The organism is Mesorhizobium sp. B2-5-3 (assembly GCF_006441005.1).
Classification (GTDB): domain Bacteria; phylum Pseudomonadota; class Alphaproteobacteria; order Rhizobiales; family Rhizobiaceae; genus Mesorhizobium.
On the sequence record NZ_VFUS01000003.1, the window covers coordinates 354,719 to 378,075 of the forward strand.

25 protein-coding genes and 1 pseudogene are annotated in these 23,357 nt (G+C 63.8%); 13 read left to right on the plus strand and 13 right to left on the minus strand.

What is annotated here, in order from left to right; all coding sequences use genetic code 11:
- Positions 1-7: 7 nt before the first annotated feature.
- Positions 8-562, minus strand: a complete 555-nt coding sequence (locus FJ867_RS09255) for an alpha/beta hydrolase (RefSeq protein ID WP_140656047.1) — start codon at positions 560-562, stop codon at positions 8-10.
- Between the two features lie 244 nt (positions 563-806).
- Between FJ867_RS09255 and FJ867_RS09260 the strand changes: the two genes are divergently transcribed.
- Positions 807-1,619: a VOC family protein gene (locus FJ867_RS09260; protein ID WP_140493814.1), complete on the plus strand. Its 813-nt coding sequence runs from the start codon at positions 807-809 to the stop codon at positions 1,617-1,619.
- 58 nt (positions 1,620-1,677) lie between these two features.
- Here FJ867_RS09260 and purB read toward each other — a convergent pair whose 3' ends face one another.
- From purB to FJ867_RS09275, 3 genes are read right to left on the minus strand one after another with little or no spacing between them, the layout of a single operon-like run.
- Positions 1,678-2,985, minus strand: coding sequence for an adenylosuccinate lyase (gene purB / locus FJ867_RS09265; RefSeq protein WP_140522066.1), 1,308 nt, complete (start codon positions 2,983-2,985; stop codon positions 1,678-1,680).
- Between the two features lie 59 nt (positions 2,986-3,044).
- On the minus strand, positions 3,045-3,569 hold the full coding sequence (locus FJ867_RS09270) for a hypothetical protein (protein ID WP_246672573.1): 525 nt from the start codon (positions 3,567-3,569) through the stop codon (positions 3,045-3,047).
- Positions 3,566-4,291 carry a DUF2259 domain-containing protein gene (locus FJ867_RS09275; RefSeq protein ID WP_140493810.1) on the minus strand — a complete coding sequence of 242 codons (726 nt, stop codon included), beginning with the start codon at positions 4,289-4,291 and terminating at the stop codon, positions 3,566-3,568. Before FJ867_RS09275 ends, FJ867_RS09270 begins: the two co-directional genes overlap by 4 nt.
- A 138-nt stretch (positions 4,292-4,429) precedes the next feature.
- Between FJ867_RS09275 and FJ867_RS09280 the strand changes: the two genes are divergently transcribed.
- Positions 4,430-4,684: a DUF2171 domain-containing protein gene (locus FJ867_RS09280; protein ID WP_140493808.1), complete on the plus strand. Its 255-nt coding sequence runs from the start codon at positions 4,430-4,432 to the stop codon at positions 4,682-4,684.
- Between the two features lie 11 nt (positions 4,685-4,695).
- Here FJ867_RS09280 and FJ867_RS09285 read toward each other — a convergent pair whose 3' ends face one another.
- Together FJ867_RS09285 and FJ867_RS09290 are read right to left on the minus strand one after the other, a co-directional pair.
- Positions 4,696-5,715 (minus strand): P1 family peptidase, encoded by a 1,020-nt coding sequence (locus tag FJ867_RS09285; protein WP_140493806.1) that lies wholly within the window; start codon positions 5,713-5,715, stop codon positions 4,696-4,698.
- On the minus strand, positions 5,715-6,788 hold the full coding sequence (locus tag FJ867_RS09290; protein WP_140517691.1) for a branched-chain amino acid ABC transporter substrate-binding protein: 1,074 nt from the start codon (positions 6,786-6,788) through the stop codon (positions 5,715-5,717). The genes FJ867_RS09285 and FJ867_RS09290 overlap by 1 nt, the downstream gene beginning before the upstream one ends.
- Before the next feature lie 180 nt (positions 6,789-6,968).
- Between FJ867_RS09290 and FJ867_RS09295 the strand changes: the two genes are divergently transcribed.
- The 7 genes from FJ867_RS09295 (at position 6,969) to FJ867_RS09330 (ending at position 13,471) form a co-directional block, all read left to right on the plus strand.
- Positions 6,969-7,496 (plus strand): flavin reductase, encoded by a 528-nt coding sequence (locus tag FJ867_RS09295; protein WP_140493802.1) that lies wholly within the window; start codon positions 6,969-6,971, stop codon positions 7,494-7,496.
- Positions 7,493-8,422: a MoxR family ATPase gene (locus FJ867_RS09300; RefSeq protein WP_140493800.1), complete on the plus strand. Its 930-nt coding sequence runs from the start codon at positions 7,493-7,495 to the stop codon at positions 8,420-8,422. Before FJ867_RS09295 ends, FJ867_RS09300 begins: the two co-directional genes overlap by 4 nt.
- Positions 8,423-8,427: 5 nt before the next feature.
- Positions 8,428-9,678 carry a VWA domain-containing protein gene (locus FJ867_RS09305; protein ID WP_181168342.1) on the plus strand — a complete coding sequence of 417 codons (1,251 nt, stop codon included), beginning with the start codon at positions 8,428-8,430 and terminating at the stop codon, positions 9,676-9,678.
- A 57-nt stretch (positions 9,679-9,735) separates the two neighbouring features.
- Entirely contained in the window at positions 9,736-10,074 is a 339-nt protein-coding gene (locus FJ867_RS09310; protein ID WP_140817240.1) for an XdhC family protein, read from the plus strand.
- 6 nt (positions 10,075-10,080) lie between these two features.
- A complete protein-coding gene (locus tag FJ867_RS09315) occupies positions 10,081-10,785 on the plus strand; it encodes an XdhC family protein (protein ID WP_140686200.1) in 705 nt (234 codons plus the stop codon).
- Complete coding sequence (locus tag FJ867_RS09320) at positions 10,782-12,392, plus strand: molybdopterin-binding/glycosyltransferase family 2 protein (RefSeq protein WP_140666343.1); 1,611 nt, start codon at positions 10,782-10,784, stop codon at positions 12,390-12,392. The genes FJ867_RS09315 and FJ867_RS09320 overlap by 4 nt, the downstream gene beginning before the upstream one ends.
- Before the next feature lie 236 nt (positions 12,393-12,628).
- Positions 12,629-13,471, plus strand: coding sequence for an alpha/beta hydrolase (locus FJ867_RS09330; RefSeq protein ID WP_181168347.1), 843 nt, complete (start codon positions 12,629-12,631; stop codon positions 13,469-13,471).
- 16 nt (positions 13,472-13,487) lie between these two features.
- Here FJ867_RS09330 and FJ867_RS09335 read toward each other — a convergent pair whose 3' ends face one another.
- Positions 13,488-14,525 (minus strand): DUF1176 domain-containing protein, encoded by a 1,038-nt coding sequence (locus FJ867_RS09335; RefSeq protein ID WP_140493792.1) that lies wholly within the window; start codon positions 14,523-14,525, stop codon positions 13,488-13,490.
- A gap of 142 nt (positions 14,526-14,667) precedes the next feature.
- On the opposite strand from FJ867_RS09335, the gene FJ867_RS09340 reads away from it, so the two are divergent.
- Entirely contained in the window at positions 14,668-15,174 is a 507-nt protein-coding gene (locus FJ867_RS09340; protein WP_140738001.1) for a DUF1993 family protein, read from the plus strand.
- A 58-nt stretch (positions 15,175-15,232) separates the two neighbouring features.
- Here the strand turns inward: FJ867_RS09340 and FJ867_RS28890 are convergent, their stop codons facing one another.
- Positions 15,233-15,565 (minus strand): hypothetical protein, encoded by a 333-nt coding sequence (locus tag FJ867_RS28890; protein WP_181168509.1) that lies wholly within the window; start codon positions 15,563-15,565, stop codon positions 15,233-15,235.
- Positions 15,566-15,784: 219 nt separating this feature from the next.
- On the opposite strand from FJ867_RS28890, the gene FJ867_RS09350 reads away from it, so the two are divergent.
- The 3 genes and pseudogenes from FJ867_RS09350 to FJ867_RS09360 form a co-directional block, all read left to right on the plus strand.
- Positions 15,785-16,252, plus strand: coding sequence for a hypothetical protein (locus FJ867_RS09350; RefSeq protein ID WP_140494990.1), 468 nt, complete (start codon positions 15,785-15,787; stop codon positions 16,250-16,252).
- 121 nt (positions 16,253-16,373) lie between these two features.
- A complete protein-coding gene (locus tag FJ867_RS09355; protein WP_140517684.1) occupies positions 16,374-17,441 on the plus strand; it encodes an aldo/keto reductase in 1,068 nt (355 codons plus the stop codon).
- A gap of 47 nt (positions 17,442-17,488) precedes the next feature.
- Positions 17,489-17,694, plus strand: a pseudogene (locus FJ867_RS09360) (cysteine desulfurase-like protein); the annotation flags it as partial.
- Positions 17,695-17,808: 114 nt separating this feature from the next.
- On the opposite strand, the gene FJ867_RS09365 reads toward FJ867_RS09360, so the two are convergent.
- From FJ867_RS09365 to FJ867_RS09385, 5 genes are read right to left on the minus strand one after another with little or no spacing between them, the layout of a single operon-like run.
- On the minus strand, positions 17,809-18,837 hold the full coding sequence (locus tag FJ867_RS09365; protein ID WP_140686202.1) for a histone deacetylase family protein: 1,029 nt from the start codon (positions 18,835-18,837) through the stop codon (positions 17,809-17,811).
- Positions 18,834-19,340 carry a GNAT family N-acetyltransferase gene (locus FJ867_RS09370; protein WP_140493779.1) on the minus strand — a complete coding sequence of 169 codons (507 nt, stop codon included), beginning with the start codon at positions 19,338-19,340 and terminating at the stop codon, positions 18,834-18,836. The genes FJ867_RS09365 and FJ867_RS09370 overlap by 4 nt, the downstream gene beginning before the upstream one ends.
- A 52-nt stretch (positions 19,341-19,392) precedes the next feature.
- A complete protein-coding gene (locus FJ867_RS09375; RefSeq protein ID WP_140583326.1) occupies positions 19,393-20,322 on the minus strand; it encodes a 3-keto-5-aminohexanoate cleavage protein in 930 nt (309 codons plus the stop codon).
- Between the two features lie 4 nt (positions 20,323-20,326).
- Positions 20,327-21,712, minus strand: a complete 1,386-nt coding sequence (locus tag FJ867_RS09380) for an aspartate aminotransferase family protein (protein ID WP_140493775.1) — start codon at positions 21,710-21,712, stop codon at positions 20,327-20,329.
- Between the two features lies 1 nt (position 21,713).
- Positions 21,714-23,354: a N,N-dimethylformamidase beta subunit family domain-containing protein gene (locus FJ867_RS09385; RefSeq protein ID WP_140493773.1), complete on the minus strand. Its 1,641-nt coding sequence runs from the start codon at positions 23,352-23,354 to the stop codon at positions 21,714-21,716.
- Positions 23,355-23,357 lie beyond the last annotated feature (3 nt).

A 23,357-nucleotide genomic window follows, 5' to 3' on the forward strand; every position in this document is an offset into this window, starting at 1 on the left:
GGGGTCGTCAGGCCTTCAGTTCGGTGAGAAATTTGGCGAAGGTCATCGAACCTTCGGGCCATGGGCCGAAGCCTGAATCGGTGTTGAGGTGACCGGCTTCACCGGCATCGATGAAGAGAGACCCCCAGGCGCCGGCAATGTCCTCGGCGACGTGGAAGGCGCAGAACGGATCGTTGCGGCTGGCAATCACCATGGACGGGAAGGGCAACGGCTCGCGCGAGTAGGGGCCGAACGTCATCAGGTGCCTTGGCCGTACCTCCGGATTGGCGACATCGGGCGGCGCCACGAAGAATGCGCCGGCGACCGGCTTGCGAAACTGCGGGATGGCTTGCACCGCCGCGGCAACGCCAAGGGAATGCGCGACGAGGACGACGGGCTTCTCGGCTTCGTTGACCGCTTTAGCCACGCTCGCCGTCCAGTCCTCGCGCACGGGCTTCGACCATTCCGCCTGCTCGACGCGCCGCGCGGTCGACAGCTTTGACTGCCAGCGGGTCTGCCAGTGCTCGGGTCCGGAGTTAGTGTAGCCCGGGATGATGAGAATATCTGCGTCTTTGACTTTCATGGCGCTGAGATAGCGAGCGTGATTGCCTCATGCAACCGCCGATGGGTGCGCTCCTGCTTGCAATGGTGAACACCATGTTCGCTTTTCGCTGTCTTGTGTGAACGATCACGATCGCCGATTTGTCCTCTGGAAAGAAACAGCCGTGAAGGACCGCATTTGGTGCTGACACGATGTACAATGATCGCCGGCGCCGGGCTCCTGACCTCGGGGTTTATGCCAAAGCGTCGCCGCAACGGAGACAATCATGAGCGAACTGCCCTTTGCCGCCACCACGCCGGTGAGCGTTGCCCGGGTCGGGCTGAAGGCGCGCGACGCCGAAAGCCTAGCGGCCTACTATCGCGCTGTTGTCGGCTTGCAGGAATTGAGCCGCGCCGATGGCGCGATCACCCTGGGCGCCGCCAACCGTCCGCTGTTGGTGCTGGAGCCGGACGCCTCGGCCAAGCCTGACGATCCGCGCAGCGCCGGCCTGTTCCACACGGCTTTCCTGCTGCCCAGCCGTGCCGATCTCGGCCGCTGGATCAACCACGCCATATCAGACAAGATCGCCATAGAGGGCGCTTCGGACCATCTGGTCAGCGAAGCGCTGTACCTCACCGATCCCGAGGGCAACGGGATCGAGATCTATGCCGATCGCCGTCCGCAGGACTGGACGTGGAACGGCGACAAGATCGCGATGGCGACCGAACGGCTGAACATTCCTTCGGTCGTCGCCGAAGTGCCGGCGGGCGACGCGGGCTGGCAGGGAGCGCCTGAAAACAGCATTGTCGGCCACGTCCACCTGCGCGTCGGCCGGCCGGAAGAGGCGGAAGCCTGGTGGAACCAGGAATTCGGCTTCGACACGGTGGCGAAGTATGGCGGCCAGGCTGTGTTCCTGTCGTCAGGCCACTACCATCATCATATCGGCGCCAATGCGTGGCAGAGCGCCGGCGCCGGCCGCCGCGATCCGACCCGGTCAGGCCTTGCCTGGGTCGAGATGCGGTCCGACAACGTGGCCAGTGAAACGACCCGCGAAGATCCGTGGGGCACGGTGATCAGGACCGTTCCCGGCAAAGCGTGATCGGCAGTTACGTCCTGCGGTACCTTCTCCTCGTAGCGACGGGGAGAAGGAAAGCCCCTCAGGCCTCTCCGAACACCCGCCGGAAGATCGTGTCGACATGCTTGGTGTGGTAGCCCAGGTCGAATTTCTCGCGGATCTCGGCTTCCGGCAAGACGGCGGTGACGTCATTGTCGGCCAGTAGTTCTTCAAGAAAATCAGCGCCTTGCTCCCACACCTTCATGGCATTGCGCTGCACCAGCCGGTAGGCATCCTCACGGGAGACGCCGGCTTGCGTCAATGCCAGCAGCACGCGCTGTGAATGCACCAGGCCGCGGAACTTGTTCATGTTCTTCAGCATGTTGTCGGGATAGACGAGCAGTTTGTCGATGACGCTGGTCAGCCGCGCCAGCGCGAAATCCAGCGTCACCGTCGCATCCGGCCCGATCATGCGCTCGACGGAGGAATGCGAAATGTCGCGCTCGTGCCAGAGCGCCACATTCTCCATCGCCGGCAGCGCGAAGGAGCGCACCATGCGGGCAAGGCCGGTTAGGTTCTCGGTCAACACCGGGTTGCGCTTGTGCGGCATCGCCGACGAACCTTTCTGGCCAGGCGAAAAATACTCTTCGGCTTCCAGCACCTCGGTGCGCTGCAGATGCCGGATCTCGATCGCCAGCCGCTCCACCGACGATGCGATGACGCCGAGCGTGGCAAAGAACATGGCATGGCGGTCGCGCGGGATCACCTGCGTCGATACCGGCTCCGGCTTCAACCCGAGCTTTGCCGCGACATGCTCTTCGACATAAGGCTCGATATTGGCGAAGGTGCCGACCGCTCCCGAAATGGCGCAGGTGGCTATGTCCTCGCGAGCATGCACGAGCCGCTCGCGGCAGCGCGAAAATTCGGCATAGGCTTGCGCCAGCTTGACGCCGAAGGTGGTCGGCTCGGCATGGATGCCGTGGCTGCGGCCGATGGTGACGGTATCCTTGTGCTCGAAGGCGCGGCGCTTCAGCGCCGCAAGCAGCGCGTCGATGTCGGCCAGCAGCATGTCGCTGGCACGCGTGAGCTGCACCGCGAAACACGTGTCGAGAACGTCCGAGGATGTCATGCCCTGATGGATGAAGCGGGCGTCGGGTCCGACGAATTCGGCGAGATGGGTGAGAAAAGCGATGACGTCGTGCTTGGTGACGCGCTCGATCTCGTCGATCGCATCGACGTCGAACTTCGCGGCATTGCCTTTTTCCCAGATGGTCTTCGCCGCCTGTTTCGGGATGACGCCGAGTTCGGCCAGCGCGTCGCAGGCATGAGCCTCGATCTCGAACCAGATGCGGAACCGGGTTTCGGGCGACCATATGGCCACCATTTCCGGCCGGGAGTAGCGAGGGATCATCGGTCAGTCCTGACGTGTCGAGAAATTTGCCCGCGTCCTAACAGAGGCGGACAAAATGCTCAACGCCGCCGCCGCGCAAACCAGAGGCTGGCGGCAAACAAGGCGAGGAACCCGATCGGGAAATAGAGCCTGATGCCCAGCACCACGAACTGGTAGAGCGCCACCGCCATCGTGAAGACGAACTGGAGCCCCCAGGTGAGGGTGAAGGTAGGTGCATGCCATGCGGCATAGTAGGACCGGTATTGCAAGGCATACAGCCCGGCGGTCAGGCCGATCGTCGCGGCGGCGAGACCCACGAATGCCGCCGCGAAGGCGACTTCCCAGCTCCTTCCGCGCGAGACCAGCCGTGCCGCGAACAGGCCAACAGGAAAGGCCAGAGCGCCGCCGCCTGCAAACAGCAGCGTCACGGTGCGGATTTTATCTGGCGTCAGCCAACTTTCCAGCAACAGGTTGAGGAGCGCGCTGGCGCCCATCGTGGCGGCCCAAAGCAGCGCGCCGAGCAGCGCCGTGCCCGGCGTTGGTATGGCGCCGCGGAGGCGGCCCAGGGCGCGATGACGCCTGGCGGGGTGGACGAGCGGTGTCACAGGCGGCCGGTTACCGCGATCCAGCGATAGTCCGGGCCTTCGAAGCCATATTGGCGCACCGCGATCAGCACCGCATAGGCGCTGGGATTGTCCATCGAAAATGTCTGCACGGCTCCGATGCGGTAGCCGTTCGGGCAACCCCGGCTCTTGGGGATCGATTTGTCCTCGTGCAACAGCTTCGTCGTACCGCCGGCTTGCGCCTCGACGCGCAGCAGCCGAAAGCCATTGATCTCACCCTGGCTCTCGCAGCCCTTAGTCTCGTTCATGCCGATCTCGTCCAGCCGGAACTCGAGCGGCTGGTCGACTGGCGAGAAGATCGGACGCGGATTGACCGCCATCCGATGCGGGTCGGCGGACATCTCCGTTACCGGGTTGAAGCCTGCGGTGATGCCCTTGTTCGCGGCCAACTCCGCCTGGCTGACGACCGCTTCGCCCTTCTCGCGGGCCTGAATACGAGCCGCCGTCAACGTGGCGTTCTCGTCGTCGAGCCGGACGCGAATAGGCGTTCCCTGGAGAAAGCTGTCGTTGCTGGTGTCGATATAATAGCGATTGGCGTAGGGAAATCCCGATCCATCCTGCACGCCATATTCTTCGAACGCGAAGATGCCGCCGTCCTTGGTGAAGCCCAGGATTTCAAGCTCGGCGACATCCCCGGCCCGGGCGGCGACGACTGCGCAAAACTGCGCAAGCAGGCAAACGGCAAACAGAAGAAGGTTTTGCATGAGGTTTTCCGCCGGCCAACGATATCGCCATTCCCTATCACGACAAGATACCGGCGTCGCGCTGCCCGATAAAGCAAGCGCCATGCATCCAATCGCGGCCTCGTCTGTTATTGTCGGCAGTCCCAATGGAGAACCACCATGACCGACACCAGCAAAATTCGTGAGCATATGGAAGTGATCGGTGCCGATGGCGTTCATGTCGGCACGGTCGACAAAGTCGAGGGGCAGCGGATCAAGCTGACCAAGTCCGACAGCGGTATGGGCACGCATAAGGGGCACCATCATTTCATTCCCCTGAGCCTTGTCGCGGAGGTCGAGGGAAAGAAGGTCTGGCTGTCGGCGAATTCCGACGTCGCGGTCACTTTCGAGGAAGAAAAGTCCGACCCCACCTGATCGCGTATAAGTCAGCGCGAAGACCAGACCGGAAACAGATCGCCCTCGGCGGGCGTCGCGGCGAAAACGCCGCGCGTGATGGCGCGCGCCATCGTGGCGCCTGCCGCGGCATAAAGGTCGATTGCCGCGTCGGCTTCGAGCCGGATACCGCTCCTGCCGGTCGCCAGCGCGAAGACCAGATCGCCATCGGCCGGCGTGTGCGTCGGCCATATGGCCCGCACGAAACCGTCATGCGCTGACATGGCCAGGCGCTTTGCGGCGGCCTTGGTGAGAACGGCATCGGTGGCGATAACGGCGATGGTGGTGTTGCCGCCGGCATCCGCCTTGCCCGTGAACGTCTTGTCGCGAAACTTCAAGAGGATGCTTTTGGCGTCGTCCGGCATTGGCGAGGGATAGCCAAGCCCGCCGAATTCATCGCCGATCTCGAACGGAGCCGCCCAGAAATGGCGGCTTCGGCTGATGGTCACCGAGCCGATCGGATTGACCGCCGCCAGCGCGCCGATGGTGACGCCATTGTCAAGCAGCGTCGAAGCCGAGCCAAGCCCGCTCTTGAGACCGGAGGTCAGCGCGCCGGTGCCGGCGCCGGTCGTGCCGATCTGGAAATCCGAACCGGCGGCCTGCACCGTCTCGTAGCCGAGGTCGCGGTATGGCGGATAGCGGCCCCAGTCCTTGTCGCCGCCATTGCGCAGGTCGAACAGGATCGCCGCCGGCACGATCGGCACGCGAAAGCCGCCGACCTCGAAGCCGATGCCACGCTCGCGCAGTGCTGCCTGTACGCCGGACGCTGCGTCGAGGCCGAAAGCCGACCCGCCCGACAGCACCACGGCATGGACCGTCTCAACCGAATTGTGGGGTTCGAGCAGGTCCGTCTCGCGCGTGCCCGGCGCACCGCCCAGGATCTGGACGCCGGCTACGGCCGGCTCGTCGCAAAGGACCGTCGTCACGCCGGATTTCAGTCGGGCATCGGAGGCATTGCCGACGCTGAGACCGGCGACATCGGTGATCAGGTTGCGCGGGCCGGTGCGAAACATCAGTTGCTTTCCAACGGTACGAAGCGGGCGCCATCGAACCGGAAGACGCGGTACGGATTCCGGCTGAGGTCGCCCTTCGCATCAAAGCGCACCGGCCCGATCGCCGTGGTGAAATCATGCCCGATGAGCGCTTCCGCAAGCGGCCTGCCGGAGCTTGCGGCTTCCGCCATCGCCGCCTTGGCGGTTTCTACCGCCGCATAGGCCGGCAGCGTGTAGCCGTCCGGCACGATCTTCTGCGAGGCAAACACCTCCAGCACCTTGGGATTGGCGACATCGGCCCATTCCGGGGGAGCGATCATCAGCGTTCCCGTGGCATAGGGCACTGCGCCGGGCGGAGTGCGCAGGTTCTCGCCGCCGGCGAATACGATGCCGGCGTCGAGTTGCGCGGCGTCGCGACCCATGATGGCGATGTCGTCGCCGTCGCCACCGGCAAAGACATGGGTTGCGCCGGCCTTCTTCAGCCGGCCAATCAGACCGATCTGGTTGTCGAGCTGCGGCCGGAACGTATCGACGAACACCGGCTTCAGCGCCGCCTGTTCGGCCGCCGCCCGCAACGTCTCGGCGATCTCACGGCCGTAGATGGTGCCGTCATCGATGACGGCGAACAGTTCGTTCTGCCAAAGCCGGGTAAGGGTGTTGGCGACGGCATTGCGCTCGTCGTCGCCCCTCGGTCCGAGCCGGTAGACCGGCCAGCCGGTCTTGGGACGACGGTCAGTCAGGCTTTCGGTTCGCACGCCAACGGTGATGACGGCGATGCCTGCGTCCTTCAAGATCGGCATCGCCGCCTCGATCGCTTCCGTACAGAGAAATCCCACGACGACATTGACCTTGGCGGTCGCGAATTCCCGGGCTGCCGCGGCACCCCCATCGGCCGTGCAGGCATCGTCGATGGTCTTGAGCTCGATGCCGTTCGCCTGGGCCGCCACTTCGGCGCCGGCTTCGATCTGCCTGCCAAGGATCGCCGAGGATCCGGAGAGCGGCGCGGCAACACCGACGAGCAGCGTCTGGGCGTTGGCGGCGCCGGTCAGCAGCAGCCAGGCCAGCGCGGCAGATATCGTTGCCCCGGGTCGCATCCTGTCGAAGACTTCCTCCAAGCGAGCCCGGATGGTCCCGGCGCCACTCCCGCCAAGACCTAAAGGCTGCCCGGTCTTGGCGCAACACGCGAATTTCGGGATATGGGCCAAGCACTTCGCTTGTGGCTTGTCATATCTAGCCATATATAGCGATAGGGTTCAGGCTATGGAAAATCTCCGGTGTTGAAGAAGAACGACATAGGACCGCAGGCCTATCGCGACGCGATGAGCCATTTTGCCGGTCACGTCCATGTGGTGACCACCGACGGGCCGGCCGGCAAGCGCGGCGCGACGGTCATCGCCGCCTGTTCGGTTTCCGATACGCCGCCGACCATTTTGGTCTGCCTGAACCGTGAAAATCCCAAGAACGAGCCGTTCGTGAAAAACGGCAGGTTTGCCTTGAACACGCTTGCCTCGCACCAGGAGCCGCTGTCGATCGGCTTTTCCGGCATCACCGGCCTGCCGGTCGAGGAACGTTTCGCGCTCGGCGAGTGGGATGTGATCTCCACCGGCGCGCCGACCTTGAAGGGCGCGCTCGCCGTGTTCGACTGCGAACTGATCGACACCAAGGACCTGGCCACCCATCGTGTGCTTTTTGGCAAGGTGACAGGCCTGCGCATGGGCGATAATTTGCGGCCGCTGATCTATCACGCCCGCGGCTACCACGTTTTGGAAAGCGGGGCAGAGGCGTCCACGGAGAAGGAATGACCGAGCTAAAACCGCGCCCCGTGCCGCGGACGATCGACGAGACGCTCGATCTCCTGACCGGCGCGGACTATGTGGCGGACCGGTCGTTGGCCACCGTGCTTTTCCTGTCGCTGCGCATGAAGCGGCCGCTGTTCCTCGAGGGCGAGGCCGGCGTCGGCAAAACCGAGATCGCCAAGGTGTTGGCAGAGGCGCTCGGCCGCCGGCTGATCCGTCTGCAATGCTATGAGGGTCTCGACGTCTCGTCCGCCGTCTATGAGTGGAATTATGCCGCGCAGATGATCGAGATCCGCATGGAGGAGGCGGCCGGCAAGGTTGACCGCTCCGACATGGAGCGCAACGTTTTCTCGGAAAAATACCTGATACGCCGTCCGGTGCTCGATGCGCTGACCGGCAAGGCCGGCGCCGCCCCGGTTTTCCTGATTGACGAGCTCGACCGTACCGACGAGGCGTTCGAGGCGTTCCTGCTCGAGATCCTTTCCGATTTCCAGGTGACGGTGCCCGAACTCGGCACGATCAGGGCGGAGGAGCCGCCGATCGTCATAATCACCACCAACCGCACCCGCGAAATCCATGACGCGCTGAAGCGGCGCTGCCTCTATCACTGGGTCGATTATCCCAGCGCCGAGCGGGAGTTGGAGATCGTGCGCCGCAAGGTGCCGCAGGCCAACAGCCGGCTTTCGGCCGAGGTGGTCTCCTTCATCCAGAAGCTGCGCCAGATCGAATTGTTCAAAATGCCGGGCGTTGCCGAGACCATCGACTGGGCCGGCGCGCTGACCGAACTCGACAAGGTCGCGCTCGACCCGGAAACCGTCTCCGACACGATCGGCGTGCTGCTGAAATACCAGGACGACATTGCCCGCATCGGCGAGGGCGAAGGCCGGCGTATCCTCGACGAGGTGAAGGCCGAGCTTTCGGCGGCGGAGTAGGGCTCATGGCCATGCCTCGCGCGGAACCCAGGGAGGCGACTGTCGACGGTCACATCGCCGACAACATCGTCTATTTCGCCCGTGTCTTGCGCAAATCAGGCATGCGCGTCGGTCCGGCCTCGGTCAAGGATGCCATCGAGGCGGTACTTGCCACCGGCATCGGCGCGCGCGACGATTTCTACTGGACGCTGCATGCCGTGCTGGTGTCGCGGCATGAGGACCATGCCATCTTTGACGAGGCCTTCCGGCTATTCTGGAAGTCGCGTGAGCTGATCGAAAAGATGCTGGCGATGCTTTCGCCGGTGGCGCCCGATACCAGGGAGAAGCAGAAGCCACGCGCGGCCGAAAGCCGTGTCAGCCAGGCCATGTTCGCAGGCCACAGCAGGAACCAGCCGGCGCAGGAAATCCCCGAGATCGAGGTCGACGCGCGCTTTACTTTCTCCGGCAACGAGGTGCTGAGGGCCAAGGATTTCGCTCAGATGAATGCCGCCGAGATGGCCGACGCCAGGAAAGCGATCGCCGAACTGCGGTTGCCCTTCGATATGGTGCGGACGCGCCGTTTCAAGGCCGATTCGCACGGTCGCCGCATCGATCCGCGTGCCATGATGCGCTCGGCCGCACGCACTGGGGGCGAACTGATCCTGCCGAAGTTCCGCTCGCCCCGCGAAGTGTATCCGCCGCTGGTCGTGCTTGCCGACATTTCCGGTTCGATGAGCCAGTACACGCGCATCTTCCTGCATTTCCTGCATGCTCTGACGGAAAAGCGCCGGCGCGTGCACACTTTCGTCTTCGGCACCAGGCTCACCAATCTGAGCCGACAGATGCGCCATCGCGATCCCGACGCCGCCCTGGCCGACTGTTCCACCGCGGTCAAGGACTGGTCGGGCGGCACGCGCATCGGCGACACGCTGGCCGAGTTCAACCTGATATGGTCGCGGCGCGTGCTGGGACAGGGCGCGGTGGTGCTTTTGATCACCGACGGGCTGGAGCGAGACGAGGTCGACGGCCTGTCGGAGGAAATGGAGCGTCTGCACAAATCCTGCCGGCGGCTGATCTGGCTGAACCCCTTGCTGCGCTTTGACGGTTTCCAGGCGCGCGCCCGCGGCGTCAGGGCGATGCTGCCGCATGTCGACGAATTCCGTGCCGTGCACAATCTCGACGCGCTCGCCGATCTCTGCGCCTCGCTGGACCGGAAGCCTGGATATGCCGTCGATCCGCGGCGATGGATGGAGGGTGGCGCGAGGCGCGCCGCGTAGCCATATGCTGCTGAACACACATATTTCCGGGAAAAACAGACCCTGAGAGAAGCAACGATGAGCGACAGCATTTATCTCGACGAGGCCCGCGACCCGCTGATCATCGCGGAAGGCTGGATGAAGGACGGCAAGGGTGTCGCCATCGCGACCGTTGTCGAGACCTGGGGTTCCGCGCCACGCCCGGCCGGCAGCCATCTGGTTATCGACGCCGACGGCAATTTCCACGGCTCGGTTTCGGGCGGCTGTGTCGAAGGCGCCGTGGTCACGGAGGCCATGGACGTCATCGGCACCGGCAAGCCCAGAATGCTGGAATTCGGCGTCGCCGACGAGACCGCCTGGCAGGTGGGCCTTTCCTGCGGCGGCCGCATCAAAGTGTATGTGGAAAGGCTAGGCTGATCTTCGATGGATCCCTATGCGCTGAAAACACTCAACGCCGAGCGCCGCGCCCGCCGCGCCGCGATCCTGGTCACCGATCTTGGTGACGGCCGCGACCGTATCGTGCGCGAAGGCGATCCGGTCGCCGGCGATCTCGGTGCCGCGATCAGCAAGGCGTTCCGCACCGGGAATTCCGGCTCGGTCGAAGCGGAAGGGCGCACCTTTTTTCTCAACGCGCATCTGCCGCATCCGCGCCTGGTGGTGATCGGCGCCGTGCACATCAGCCAGGCGCTGGCGCCGATGGCCAGGATCGCCGGCTATCCAGTCGAGATCATCGATCCGCGCACGGCTTTTGCCACGTCGGACCGCTTTCCCGACGTCGCGTTGCACGCCGAATGGCCTGAGGAGGTGCTGCAACGACAGCCACTCGACAGCTACACGGCGGTCGCCGCCGTCACCCACGATCCCAAGATCGACGATTTCGCGCTGAAGGCGGCGCTCGACGCCAGTTGCTTCTATGTCGGGGCACTCGGCAGCAGGAAAACCCACGCGAAGCGTATCGAGCGCCTGTTGGCGCTGGCCGCCAGTTCCGAGCAGATCGCCCGCATCCAGGCGCCGATCGGTCTGGACATCGGTGCGGCCAGCCCCGCCGAGATCGCCGTCGCCGTGCTGGCGCAGGTCATTCACGCGTTTCGCTCGCGCGGCCTCGAAGCCAGGGACGCCGCAGCGTGAAATTCGGCCCGGTTCCTATCGAACAGGCCGAAGGCGCCGTGCTTGCGCACGCGACGACGGTCGGCGAGCGACGTTTCCGCAAAGCGCATCGGCTGAGTGCAGAGGATGTCGGGGTGCTGAAAGCGGCGGGCATCAGCGAAGTCGTCGCGGCCGTGCTTTCTCCCGGCGATCTGGGCGAAGACGCCGCCGCCGAACGGATCGCGACCGGTATGCGCCACCGCAATGTCGCGGCCAAGCCTGCCGCGACGGGGCGGGTCAACCTCCATGCCGAAGCCGCTGGCGTCTTCACCGTCAACAGCGCGATGATCGACGCCATCAATGCCGTCGATCCAACCATCACCATCGCCACGCTTGGCCAGCATGCGCCGGTCGAAAAGGGCCAGATGGTAGCAACCGTGAAGATCATTCCCTTCGCCGTTGGGTCGGCGCTGGTCGATGCGGTCATGGAAATCTGCGCCGGCGGCGAGATCTTTGCCGTCAATGCCTATCGGCCCATTCGTGTCGGTGTTATCCAGACCGTCTTGCCGGGCGTCAAGCCGAGCGTGCTCGACAAGACGCTGCGCGTCACCGAGGCACGGCTGGCGCGTTCGGGCGGGCGGCTGACGGCCGAGCGCCGCACGCCGCACGAGGTTGCGCCGGTTGCCGAGGCGGCCGCCTCGCTGGCGCGCGATAACGACATGGTCGTGATCTTCGGCGCTTCGGCCATGAGCGATTTCGCCGACGTCGTTCCGGCCGCGATCGAGGAAGCGGGCGGTACTGTCATCCGCGCCGGCATGCCGGTCGACCCCGGCAATCTGCTGGTGCTCGGCAGGGTCGCCGGCAAGCAGATCATCGGCGCGCCGGGCTGCGCCCGCAGCCCCAAGGAGAACGGCTTCGACTGGGTGCTCGACCGGCTGATCGCCGGCCTCGACGTAACGGCGACCGACATCGCCGGCATGGGCGTCGGCGGCCTGCTGATGGAAATCCCGACACGCCCGCAGCCGCGCGAACCGCTGCCGGCCGTAAGCCGGCTCAAGGTCGGGATCGTGCTTTTGGCGGCAGGCCGTTCGAGCCGCATGGGCGGGCCGAACAAACTTATGGCGCTTTTCGACGGCCAACCGTTGGTCCGCCGTACAGCAGAGCGTGCGCTCGCCTCAAAAGCTTCGGGCACGATCGTCGTTACCGGCCACCAGCGTGAGCGGGTGCGCGGCGCGTTATCGGGCCTGGACGTGACTTTCGCCGACAATCCCGATTTTGCCGATGGGCTCTCCACCTCCCTGAAAGCCGGTATGGCCTATCTGCCGGGAGATGCCGCCGGTGCGATGATCGTCCTCGGAGACATGCCGGGTGTCTCGACCGGCGATCTCGACCGGCTGATCGATGCGTTTCGCGGGGCGGGAGGCAATTTGGTCGTCCGCGCCTCGCACCTTGGCAAACGCGGCAATCCGGTCCTCCTGCCGCGCTCGCTGTTCCCGGCTGTCGCCCATCTCGAAGGTGATACCGGCGCACGCCACCTTGTCGAAGCCGGAGGACTTGACGTCGTCGATGTAGAGATCGGCGAGGGCGCATCCGTCGATGTTGACACTCGCGAGGCGCTTGAGGGCGCCGGCGGCGTGCTGCAGGATTGACAAAGCGAAGTCGAAAAACGCATGCCTTGGGCATGGCTAATCGTACCGTCGCACCCCCCTCTGGCCTGCCGGCCATCTCCCCCTCAAGGGGGGAGATTGGACATCATTTCGGCTTTCGCCAATCTCGAAGGCCGGCAGAAGGGCGCAGCCACCGAAACTGCCAATCTCCCCCCTTGAGGGGGAGATGGCCGGCATGCCAGAGGGGGGTGCTCACGCTCCCTGCCTTTCTGATTTCGATATTTTTCCTGTTTTCTGCTGCCCAGGCCTCTGCTCTCCAACTAAAACCCTTCAAGGACGATCTGTTCGCCTATCCCGCGACGCTCTCGTCAGACGGCGCCTACACGGTGATCGACTACCGCGAGATGCGCGACATCAACCAGCGCGACGAGATGCCGGAAAAGCGCGTCCATGCGCAGTATACCGATACCGGTGTGCGCAAGGTGCAGCAGGATCTGCTGTTGAAAACCGATGCAGGCGACGTCAGGCACATCGCTGTGGGCAAGACGCAAGGAGCTTCCGTCATCGTGCTCTACCTGCACGGACAAGGCGGCAGCCGCAAGCAAGGTGTCGATGACTTCACCTTCGGCGGCAATTTCAACCGCATCAAAAACCTGATGGCAGGCAATGGCGGCCTTTATCTCAGCCCTGACTTCCCCGATTTCGGCGACAAGGGGGCGGCACAGGTCGCGGCGCTGATCGAGCACTATGCGCAACAGTCGCCGGGCGCGAAGATCTTCGTCGCCTGCGGCTCGATGGGCGGCGCATTGTGCTGGAAGCTTGCCGCCCGCACGGACACGGGCGGGCAAATCGATGGGCTTCTGCTGCTTGGCTCGCTGTGGGACGAGAGTTTCTTCTCCAGCCCAGCCTTCAGGCGCCACGTGCCGGTTTTCTTCGGTCAGGGCAGCCATGACGTGGTCTTTCCCGTGGCAAACCAGGAATCCTTCTTCCGGTCCATCATCGCCAAGTCGAAAGCCTATCCGACCCGCTTCGTGCGCTTCGAGACGGGCACGCACGGCACCCCAATCCGCATGGTCGATTGGCGCCGCGCGTTGAATTGGATGCTGTCGAAGGCGCCGTGATCGGACCTCGCGGGGCTCAGGGAGCGGTGTTGTAGTCGACAACCGTTTGCGGGTTTTCCTCGCCGTCATAGGAGGCGTCGACGTCGTACTGGACGAGTGAAAAATCGCCGTTGCGGAACAGATAGGTGCCTGCTGACGAGGCATCGCCGGCGCCGCGCCACTTGTTGAAGGTGGTTATCGTGTGGGCGTCCTGGTCGTAGCTGGAATTGGTCGCCCAGCCGGTGGTCCGGAAGCCGACGATGTGCATGGATTCGACCTTGCCTTCGCTGTCGTTGTTCACGTAGCGGATGTCCATCTCCGGTTCGGTGAACTGCAGTTGCCTGACGCCGTTCGCCTCGTCGGTCATGTAGTAGATCGAGCTTTCATTGTAGGCGGCCGCCGAGCAGGAAAAATGGAACAGGCGCGTTTCCTTGTCGGGATCGCCGGCCGCCGCATCCTTGTCCCTGTATTTGATGGAAAAAATCTCCGGCTCCTTGGCCGCGAGATCCTTGTCGCATTGGTCGCTATAGCTGGCCAGGAAAGCCTTCTTGGCCTGCTCCAGCGCTGCATCCCTCTTCGGCGGCGGCGGGCCGTCGCCACAGCTAGCCGGCACAGCCTCCTCGAAGTCCGCGCTCGACGGCTTCAGCGCTCCGCTGTCGATGAAGATCGGCTGGAATGGCGGCGCCTGAATCTGGGCATTGACCTGGCGCAGCGTGTAGCAGCCGGCAAAGACCTTCGCCTCGCCCTTCTTGTCGGTTGCCTGGATGGCGACCGGCACGCTGTAGTAGATGCTGCCTGCCGCGCCCTCGTTGGATACGGCGCCGGTCCTGACATCCACCTTGTCGGTACCGTCATAGCCCTTGACGAAGCTGTCGAAGTCCTTGGCCGGCTTGGTATCGCCATAATAACCCCAGGCACGTGCGAATTCATGCCGGTTGATGGCACTGTAGAGCGAGCGGACAACTGCCTCGGCGCTCGACCTGTCATCGACGTAGGGCGCCTCGTCGGCAGGTGCCGACTGGGCGATCGAGGCAAGGGAGAACAAGGCAGTCGCTGCGAGAAAAGCGTGTCTCATCGGGAATCTCCACGCGGTAACGGAGATTCTACCACGGTGATTGCGGCGACGTGGTGACGCCTTGCGGGTATCGCTTGAAGAATCGCCCGGGAAGGCGCTAGTTCGCGCTCGCGGCGCTTCAACTGCCCCGGGAGATAATTGCGTGACCCTATCCATGTATGAAGTATCGGTGGCTGTGTTTTCGGCCCGGTTGAAAGCGCTGTCCAGCGTGCTGTCCACGGCCGAACAGAACGCCGGCGAGCGCAAGATCGACCCGCAGGTGTTCCTGACGGCGCGGCTGGCGCCCGACATGTTCGCGTTGACCAGGCAGGTGCAGATCGCCACCGACCATGCCAAGGGAGCCCCATCGCGGCTCGCCGGCCGGGAGATTCCCAAATACGAGGACAACGAGGCGAGCTTTGCCGAATTGCAGGCGCGCATCGCCAAGACGCTTGACCATCTGGCGACGTTCTCCGCGGCCGATCTGGAAGGTTCGGACGAGCGGATTGTCGAGGTCAGGCTCGGCGGGCGCGAGGTCTCGATGGCCGGTTTGCGGTATCTCCTGCATGTGGCCATGCCCAACTTCTATTTCCACCTCACCACCGCCTACGACATTCTTCGCCACAATGGCGTGCCGCTGGGCAAGGCAACGTTCCTGGGCTCACGTTGACGGATCACGCCATCAAGGCGTTGCCCGTCCGGAGCCGGAATATCCCTGGCTGGCCGAACTAGCGAACGGACATTTCGCGGGCGATGCGCGGGAAATCGGCGGGCTTGATGCCGATGTCGGCGCGGTCCGCATTGCTCATGGAATGCAGCAGCGCGAGCGCGGCACGATAACGCAGATGTTCCTGCGGCCGTGGCCGCGCGAACATTTCAGTGAAGAACCCCATAATCCAGGCCCCTGTTGGACCTCCCAGCGTCCAAATATAGGGGATTCGTGACAATTGTGCAGTGCAGCATTTGCATGCCTGCCATGCTCTGCAAAATTTTTTCTGCCATGATCCTGCATCGCCTGAAACTTTCGCAGATCGCGAATCGTATCCCTCTTGCTGGCACATGGCCGGTTTTTCCTCGCCGCTTCTGGCGAATTCCGGACTGCACCAACCGCAGTCCGGCTTTTTGTGACTGACCGGGCGTGGTCCAGCCCCGTAAACCTTCAATTGTTAAAATCGGCGGCATGCATTTTTAACGAGCGGACCCTAAGGTGGATGTCTCGGACACACCGTGAGACTGGGGAGGCTGACATCGTTACCAGCGCCAAGCGGGATTTCGCTTCGTTGCTCGATGATCTCTTCGTTGCCTCCGACAAGGACGGGGGAGGCGAAGAGGCCGCCACTCGCCCGTCGATTCCGTTTGACTATCTTTCCGTCGCCGACGAGCTCCATTCGGGCCGCATCAAGGTTTCTGGCAGCGGATTTGCCACGGAATATCGCGAGGCAGGCGCGGATCTCGCCGCAGAATTCGCGGCTCTGCTCGATCATGCGAAGCTGGCACTTGCGGGCGAAGAGACAAGGCCCGAAGAAAAACTGCCGCCGATCGATCCCGAATCGATTGCCGTGGAATTGGGATTGGACACGCCTAAGGCTGTCGCCGATTTTGGCCGCATGCGCCGCAGCTTCGCCTTTTCGAACCATCCTGATCGCGTCGCGCCGCACCTGCGCCAGCGCGCCATGATCCGCATGCAGGTGGCTAACATGCTGATCGACGAGGCCAAGCGGCGCGCCCTGGCAGGGGCTCGCCGCTAGCGCAGTCTGGTTCACGTAAAAGTCGGTTTGCCGAGGCTTGGAGAGCGCCTCTGCTTTCTTGTAGGATGAAAATTCCTTCCCCGCGCAGCCGCGCAAGCTTTTCCCGCCGGAGCACACTTCCATGCACAAACGCCGTCTCGGTCGGACCGATCTTCTTGTCACCCAGATCTGCCTCGGTTCGATGACCTGGGGCCAGCAGAACACCGAAGCCGACGGCCACGCCCAGATGGACCTGGCCTTTTCGCGCGGGGTGAATTTCATCGACACTGCCGAGCTCTACCCGATCCCGCCCAAGGCGGAGACGCAAGGGCGGACCGAGAAGATCATCGGCAGCTGGATGAAGGCAAAGGGCAACCGCGACAAGGTGATACTCGCCTCCAAGGTCGTCGGTCGCACCGCAAACAGCTGGTTTCGCGGCGACAGGCCGTCGCAGCTGGTGCGCGCCGATATCTTCGATGCCGTCGACAAGTCCCTGGCCAGGCTCGGCACGGACTATGTCGATCTCTACCAGATCCACTGGCCGGAGCGGGACATACCCTGGGGCGCCAATCCGACGCGCGTCGGGGCCGTGGCGCGCCGCGCTGATTCCGTCGGGGCGCCGACCGGAGAAACGCCGATCGCGGAGACGCTTGCCGTCTTCGATGACCTGGTGAAGGCCGGAAAGATCCGCCATTTCGGCCTGTCCAACGAGAGTTCCTGGGGCGTCATGCGCTTCATTGCAGAGGCTGACAAAGCTATTGGTCCACGGGTCGCCTCGATCCAGAACGCCTATAATCTGGTCAACCGGACCTTCGAGGTGAACCTCGCCGAAGTCTGCGATCGCGAAGAGGTCTCGCTGCTTGCCTATTCGCCGCTCGCGCAGGGCTATCTCTCGGGCAAATACGACCATGGTGCGCGCCCGCAGGGGTCGCGCTCGCAGCTCTTCAACCGCGGCCAGCGTTACGAGACGCCCAATGCCGCCGAGGCGCAGCTTGAATACAACGAGCTGGCGCGCTCCTTCGGCCTGGAGCCGGCGCTGTTCGCCAACGCCTATGTATCGAGCCGGCCCTTTGTCACCTCGAACATCATTGGTGCCACGACCATTTCGCAGCTCGAAATGGCGCTGTCTTCAGTGGAGGTCGTCTGGACCGAAGAGATGCAGAAGGCGGTCGACGCCATTCACCAGCGGGTCGGCAATCCCTGTCCTTGATCGACTCGGAAGTTGAATTGTCGGGGAATAACAGCGGGATGGAGACGATGGTGGATTTTCCGATCGAAACATTGCGTGGAAAATTTCCCGCTCTCGCTCTGACCGATGGAGGTCTCAGGCGCATCTATCTCTACAATCCCGCCGGAACGCAGGTTCCGCAGGCTGTGGCAGACGCGGTGTCGCGTATCTGTTGATCACCAACGCCAATCTCGGCGGCCATTTCGAAACCACGATCGCGGCTCAAGCTGTCGTGGGCATCGGCATTGCACACTACAATACAGCGGCCGGAATCGACGAAACGCTCGAGAGCGTGCACCGGGTGGTTGCCATGCTCAGGCAGCAGCGGCCCTGACCCGAGCTCGACCTGTCAGCGTGCCTTGGTGCCGAACCCGGTCAGGAAAGCGGTGAGGTTGCCACAGAGTTCGTCGCAGAGATAGCCGCCTTCCTGGACGATTGCCGTCGGCAGGCCGAGCTTGGCGATGGCTTCGCCGATGCGCGAGAAACCTGGCGTCGTCACCGAAAGCCCGCCGAACGGATCACCCTCGAACGCGTCGAGCCCGAGCGCCACGACCAGCGCGTCGGGCGCGAAGGCGCGGATACGCTGGAACGCCACCTGAAGCGCTTCCAGAAATGCCGCGTCGGCGGATTTGCGTGGCAAGGGCAGGTTGAAATTATAGCCGAGACCGGGGCCTTCGCCGCGCTCGTCGGCATGTCCCCAGAAGAACGGATAAAACCGCACCGGATCGGCATGCAGCGAGACGGTGAGCACGTCCGGCCGCGCATAGAAAATGCCTTGCGTGCCGTTGCCGTGATGCAGGTCAACGTCAAGGATCGCCACACGTGCCGCCTGTTTGCGCAGTACCTGCGCCGCCACAGCCGAATTGTTGATGAAGCAGAAGCCGCCGGCGACATCGGCGAACGCATGGTGACCGGGCGGGCGGCAAAGCGCATAGGCGGCCGGCGCGCCCGCCATCACCGCTTCCGCCGCCTCGACCGCGCTCCAGACGCTCCACAGCGCGCTTTGCCAGGTCTCGCCAGAGATCGGGCAGGCCGTGTCGGCCATGTGGTACCCAGCCTGGCCGACCGCGGAGGCCGGATAGGAGCCGTTGCGCACGATCGGGTGAATGTTGGGGATCACTTCCGCCGAGGCACCCTCGATGCGTTGCCAACGCGTGTAGATATGCTCCAGGAAATCGAGATATTCGGGCGTGTGCACCGCCGCGACCGGACCAAGTCCGTGATTGCGCGGCCGCTCGATCGTGCAGCCGGCCGATTTTGCGCCTGCTAACAATCTCTCGACGCGCTCCGGCTTTTCCGGATTGGGCTGCGGGGCGCCGCTGGAAAGGAAAGCCTTGGGGTCGTGGCGCTTCTGCTCCTGCGCGTAGAAGGCTTTCATTCTTTTTTCTCCGGCGCGTCGGCAAAGGCGAAGAAGGCGTCGCCGATGATCTTCTGCGTCTGCTCGTAGCTCGACCAGGCGATGCCCAGCCGTTCATAAAAGGCCTTTGCGCTCTCATTGTCGGTATCGACGGACAATCTGAGATAAGCGCCGCCTTGCTTGCGGCACTCGGCCGCGACGCGCCGCAGCAGGCGCTCGCCGATCCTGCGACCGCGAAACCGGTCCTCGACATAGAGGTCCTGCACATAGACGCCGGGCCGCCCCATCCAGGTCGAGAAGATCGGGAAATAGAGGCACAGTCCGGCGAATTCGCCATCGACTTCGGCGATCAGGGTCGAGAAGGCAGGTCTTTCGCCAAAGCCCCAGGTCCTGAGATCGTCTGGCGTTGAGACGATTTCTTCGGGCGCGCCGATATGGGTGCCGAGCTTCAGAATTGCGGCATGGATGGTTTCGACGTCTTCGATTCGTCCGGGGCGGAGGAGGATTTTTTCCGGACTTGTCATGGCAAGCAGGGAGCCAAGGTGTGACGGAGCACTATCATCTCAGCCAGTCGCATTAAAACGCTACCCTGTCGCCACCCTTCAGCGCCAGCATGTCGCGTGCTTCGGCCGGGGTGGCAACCTCCAGCGACAGTCCATCGAGAATGCCACGGATACGGCGCACCTGATCGGCATTGGATTTCGCCAGCTGGCGGCCGTCGTAGAGACTGTCTTCGAGCCCGACACGGACATTGCCGCCCATGGCCGCGGCGATAGAGATCAGCGGCATCTGGTGGCGGCCCGCGGCCAGCACCGAGAACTGGTAGCTGTCGCCGAACAGCTTGTCGGCGATGCGCTTCATGTGGATGAGATTGTCCGGATCGGCGCCAATGCCGCCAAGAATACCCAGCACGAACTGGACGAACAGCGGCCCCGACACCAGCCCCCGGTCGCGGAAATGCGCCAGCGAATAGAGATGGCCGACATCGTAGCACTCGAATTCGAAACGCGTGCCACAACCCTTGCCCAGTCTCTCGAGAACGCCCTCCATGTCGGCGAAGGTATTCTTGAAGATCGTGTCGCGTGTGGCTTCCAGCAACTTCGGTTCCCATTCGTGTTGCCATTCCCTTGGCTTGTCGAGCATCGGGAACAGCGCGAAATTCATCGAGCCCATGTTGAGCGAACACATTTCGGGCTCGGCCCGCAAAGGTGCCGCCAGCCGCTGGTCCAGCGTCATCAGGGAGGAGCCGCCGGTTGTGATGTTGATCACCGCCGACGTCGCCTGCTTGATGCGCGGCAGGAACTGCATGAACACGTCCGGATCGGCCGTAGGCCGTCCGTCTTTTGGGTCGCGGGCATGCAAGTGCAGGATCGAGGCGCCGGCCTCGGCCGCGGCGATGGCATCCGCCGCGATCTGGTCCGGCGTTACCGGCAGATAAGGCGACATGGACGGTGTATGCACCGAGCCGGTGACGGCGCAGGTGATGATGACCTTTCTCGGCGCCATTGTTTTATCCCCGGCCTTCGACCGGAAGGTCGAGTTCGGCAGCCAGGACTTCGAGCGAGTCGCCGATGATGGAGATGATCTCGCCGACCTGCTCGCTGGTGACGATCATCGGTGGTGCGACCATGAAATTGTCGCCGTCGACACCGCCCTTGACCTTGCGGCCGTAGATGATCAGCCCGCGCTCATAGGCGAGGTCGAGCAGGCGCTGCGTCGCCTTCCTGCTCTGGTCGATCGGCCGCAGCGTTTCGGGATCGGCAAGCATCTCGGCGCCGGTGAGCAGGCCCTTGCCGCGCACGTCGGCGATGAACGGGAAGCGCTCGGCTAGCTCTCGCAATCCGTCCATCAGCACATCGCCCATGGCGGCGGCATTGGCGATCAGGTCGAGGCGGTCCATTTCGCCGAGCACGGCCAGCCCTGCGGCGCAGGCGAGCGGATTGCCGGCATAGGTATGGCCGTGCTGGAAGCCGCCGGAGGCGAGCAGCGGCTGCACCAGCCGCATCGGCGCCGCCAGCGCGCCGAGCGGCGCGTAACCTGATCCCAGGCCTTTTGATAGCGCGACGATGTCCGGCTTGCAGTTCCAATGGTCGCCGCCGAGGAATTTTCCCGTGCGGCCGGCGCCGCTCATCACTTCGTCATGGATGAGCAGGATGCCGTAGCGGTCGCAGATTTCGCGGATGCGCCCATAATAACTGTCCGGCGCGACAAGCGCCGCTGTCGCCGCGCCGCCGATCGGTTCCATGATGAAGGCGACCACGCTCTCCGGCCCCTCGGCCAGGATCTTCTCCTCCAGCATGTCGGCATAGCGGAGACCGCGCTGTTCCATCGAGAGATTGTCGCGGTCGCGCCAGGCCGCCGGTGCCGGCACGGTCGGCATCACCCGCATCATTGGCGTGAAGGTCTCGGCCAGCGCGTAGTCGCCGGTGATCGACAGTGAACCCAGCGTGCCGCCGTGATAGGAGGGGAAGCGCGTGATCACCTTCCAGCGGCTGGCCTGGCCGGTGGCCACCGCCCACTGCCGCGCCAGCTTGATGCAGGATTCGGTCGCTTCCGAGCCGCCTGAGACGAAGAAGATGCGATCCATGCCTTCGGGCAGCTTGCCGGCCAGCTCACGCGCCAGCTCTTCTGCCGGTTCGTTCTCGAAATGCAGCCGGTAGGCGAAGGTGGCGCGGTCCATCTGCCGCTTCATGGCGTCGAGCACATTGCGGTTGGAATGACCGATATTGGCGACCATCGGGCCGCTTGATCCGTCGATGAAGCGGCGGCCGTCCTGCGTCCACATATAGATGCCCTCGGCACGGTCGATCAGCGGCCGGCGCAGGCTGGAGAGATAGAACAGATGCGATTGGCGCCGGGCTTCGGTGTCCGGGGCGGCGGTCTGGGCTTTCGACATGTCAGGACTTTCCGAGATAACGATCGAGGACATTTTGGGTAACGCGTTCGACCATCGGGTCCTGCCTCAGCAGGCCGGCGACCCATTCGCAGCTTCCGGCGTGGAAGACCTCGCCCTTGCCGCGCGGGAAATTGACGATCATGCCGTTGCCGCGTTTGACTTTTTCCAGATTGGCGTCGCTCCGATCGCCGAACAGCGTCTCGGCGCTGAAGCGACCATCCTCGTCGGTGAGAAACTGATCCTCGATCGGGATATCGGCGCTTTCCTCGACCTGGCTGGCCATGCCGACGGCGAGAACCTGCAAGCCGTCCGGTGCGCCGCTGGTCGCGGTCGGGTAGGGAAGGCCGCCGCGGATTTCGAAATCCAGCCCGTCGACCTCATAGCCATAGACATGGCTGTCGGCGCCAAGCAGGTCGCCATAGTAGATGCCGGTTCCGGCAAAGGCCCAGTGCTCGGGCCGATACACGGGAAAGCCGCGCACGCCGCGTGGCGCGCAGCCGCCCCATCCGGCATAGAGGCCGCGTGTGGCGTTGAGCCCGAAGGTCGCCGAACCCGGCCGGCCGATCTCGGGCGCCTCCCAGGAATTGGTGGCGCGGGTGACGTCGCCGCCGCGATAGGCGGGGTCCTCGGCTCGGGCGCGGTATTTGTAGCAGACCTGCCGCCGGCCTTCATCCTCCAGCCGCGTCTGCCACATGAAGTTGCCGGCGAAGCGCGCCGCATGGCCGCCACGTTCGACGTAGCTGTCGACCGCATCGCGCATTTCCCAGGTCCAGTACTCGTCATGGCCGACAAAGACGGCGCAGTCGTAGCCATCGAGAATGTCGGGCGAGAAATGCAGATCGTGCTGGCTGGCGAGATCGACGGCGTAGCCCGCCCGTTCGGCGAAGCGGAAGAAGTGGCTGTCATAGCTCGCCCAGCCCGACGATGCGTATTTCTTCGAATGGCCGGTGGCGAGCGCCCATTCCATGTGTGGATAGCGCGGCACTGTCTTCGGCGGCACCGCGACTTCCAACGGCACACGCGGCGCCTCCTTGGGCAGCACGACGAAGCCGCGGCACCAGGGGCGCTGCGTCGAGACGATCGGAGAATATTCGTTACGGTCCGGCCCGGTGATGCCCTGGTAGTGATTGGAGCCGCCCCAGGTGTTGTAGGCGAGCCAGGTGCCTGTCGCCGCCACCTGCAGCACACGGCCTGGCTTCTTGCCGGGCAGGGGCGCGACGATGAAAAGATGATGGGATTGGATCGGCTTGCCGTCGCGGCCTTCAGCAGTCAGCGTCACCCGGTAAGCGCCGGACGGCCAGTCGCTGCCGACGCTGAATTCGAACGAGGCTTCCCAGCCGCAGCCTTCGGCCGAGCACTGGTCTGGACTTTCCTGCCAACGCGCCGCAATGCCGGACTTCTCGAACACCTTTGTCTCGGTGCCGCCGTCGCGGACGATCGTCATGCTGAAGGACGGAGCCGTCGAACTGACATGCAGCGTCACTGTCTCGCCGGCGCGGTAGGAAAAGCGGTCGCTGTAGCACCAGATTTCGCCGCGCTCGCCATCCATGCCCGGCCACTCATAATAGTGGCCGCGCACTGCGTGCCGGCGCTGCTCCGGCGTCAGTCCGAAATCGGGGAATTCAGTGGTCAATCTGGTCATCGT

Excerpts from the sequence above, each read along its gene's own strand:
- FJ867_RS09385 (WP_140493773.1), bottom strand. The coding sequence starts at position 23,354 with ATGACCAGATTGACCACTGAATTCCCCGATTTCGGACTGACGCCGGAG.
- FJ867_RS09280 (WP_140493808.1), top strand. The coding sequence starts at position 4,430 with ATGACCGACACCAGCAAAATTCGTGAGCATATGGAAGTGATCGGTGCC.
- FJ867_RS28890 (WP_181168509.1), bottom strand. The coding sequence starts at position 15,565 with ATGTGCCAGCAAGAGGGATACGATTCGCGATCTGCGAAAGTTTCAGGC.
- FJ867_RS09370 (WP_140493779.1), bottom strand. The coding sequence starts at position 19,340 with ATGACAAGTCCGGAAAAAATCCTCCTCCGCCCCGGACGAATCGAAGAC.
- purB (WP_140522066.1), bottom strand. The coding sequence starts at position 2,985 with ATGATCCCTCGCTACTCCCGGCCGGAAATGGTGGCCATATGGTCGCCC.
- FJ867_RS09275 (WP_140493810.1), bottom strand. The coding sequence starts at position 4,291 with ATGCAAAACCTTCTTCTGTTTGCCGTTTGCCTGCTTGCGCAGTTTTGC.
- FJ867_RS09285 (WP_140493806.1), bottom strand. The coding sequence starts at position 5,715 with ATGTTTCGCACCGGCCCGCGCAACCTGATCACCGATGTCGCCGGTCTC.
- FJ867_RS09300 (WP_140493800.1), top strand. The coding sequence starts at position 7,493 with ATGACCGAGCTAAAACCGCGCCCCGTGCCGCGGACGATCGACGAGACG.
- FJ867_RS09380 (WP_140493775.1), bottom strand. The coding sequence starts at position 21,712 with ATGTCGAAAGCCCAGACCGCCGCCCCGGACACCGAAGCCCGGCGCCAA.
- FJ867_RS09365 (WP_140686202.1), bottom strand. The coding sequence starts at position 18,837 with ATGAAAGCCTTCTACGCGCAGGAGCAGAAGCGCCACGACCCCAAGGCT.
- FJ867_RS09305 (WP_181168342.1), top strand. The coding sequence starts at position 8,428 with ATGGCCATGCCTCGCGCGGAACCCAGGGAGGCGACTGTCGACGGTCAC.
- FJ867_RS09315 (WP_140686200.1), top strand. The coding sequence starts at position 10,081 with ATGGATCCCTATGCGCTGAAAACACTCAACGCCGAGCGCCGCGCCCGC.
- FJ867_RS09255 (WP_140656047.1), bottom strand. The coding sequence starts at position 562 with ATGAAAGTCAAAGACGCAGATATTCTCATCATCCCGGGCTACACTAAC.
- FJ867_RS09335 (WP_140493792.1), bottom strand. The coding sequence starts at position 14,525 with ATGAGACACGCTTTTCTCGCAGCGACTGCCTTGTTCTCCCTTGCCTCG.
- FJ867_RS09355 (WP_140517684.1), top strand. The coding sequence starts at position 16,374 with ATGCACAAACGCCGTCTCGGTCGGACCGATCTTCTTGTCACCCAGATC.
- FJ867_RS09290 (WP_140517691.1), bottom strand. The coding sequence starts at position 6,788 with ATGCGACCCGGGGCAACGATATCTGCCGCGCTGGCCTGGCTGCTGCTG.
- FJ867_RS09375 (WP_140583326.1), bottom strand. The coding sequence starts at position 20,322 with ATGGCGCCGAGAAAGGTCATCATCACCTGCGCCGTCACCGGCTCGGTG.
- FJ867_RS09310 (WP_140817240.1), top strand. The coding sequence starts at position 9,736 with ATGAGCGACAGCATTTATCTCGACGAGGCCCGCGACCCGCTGATCATC.
- FJ867_RS09260 (WP_140493814.1), top strand. The coding sequence starts at position 807 with ATGAGCGAACTGCCCTTTGCCGCCACCACGCCGGTGAGCGTTGCCCGG.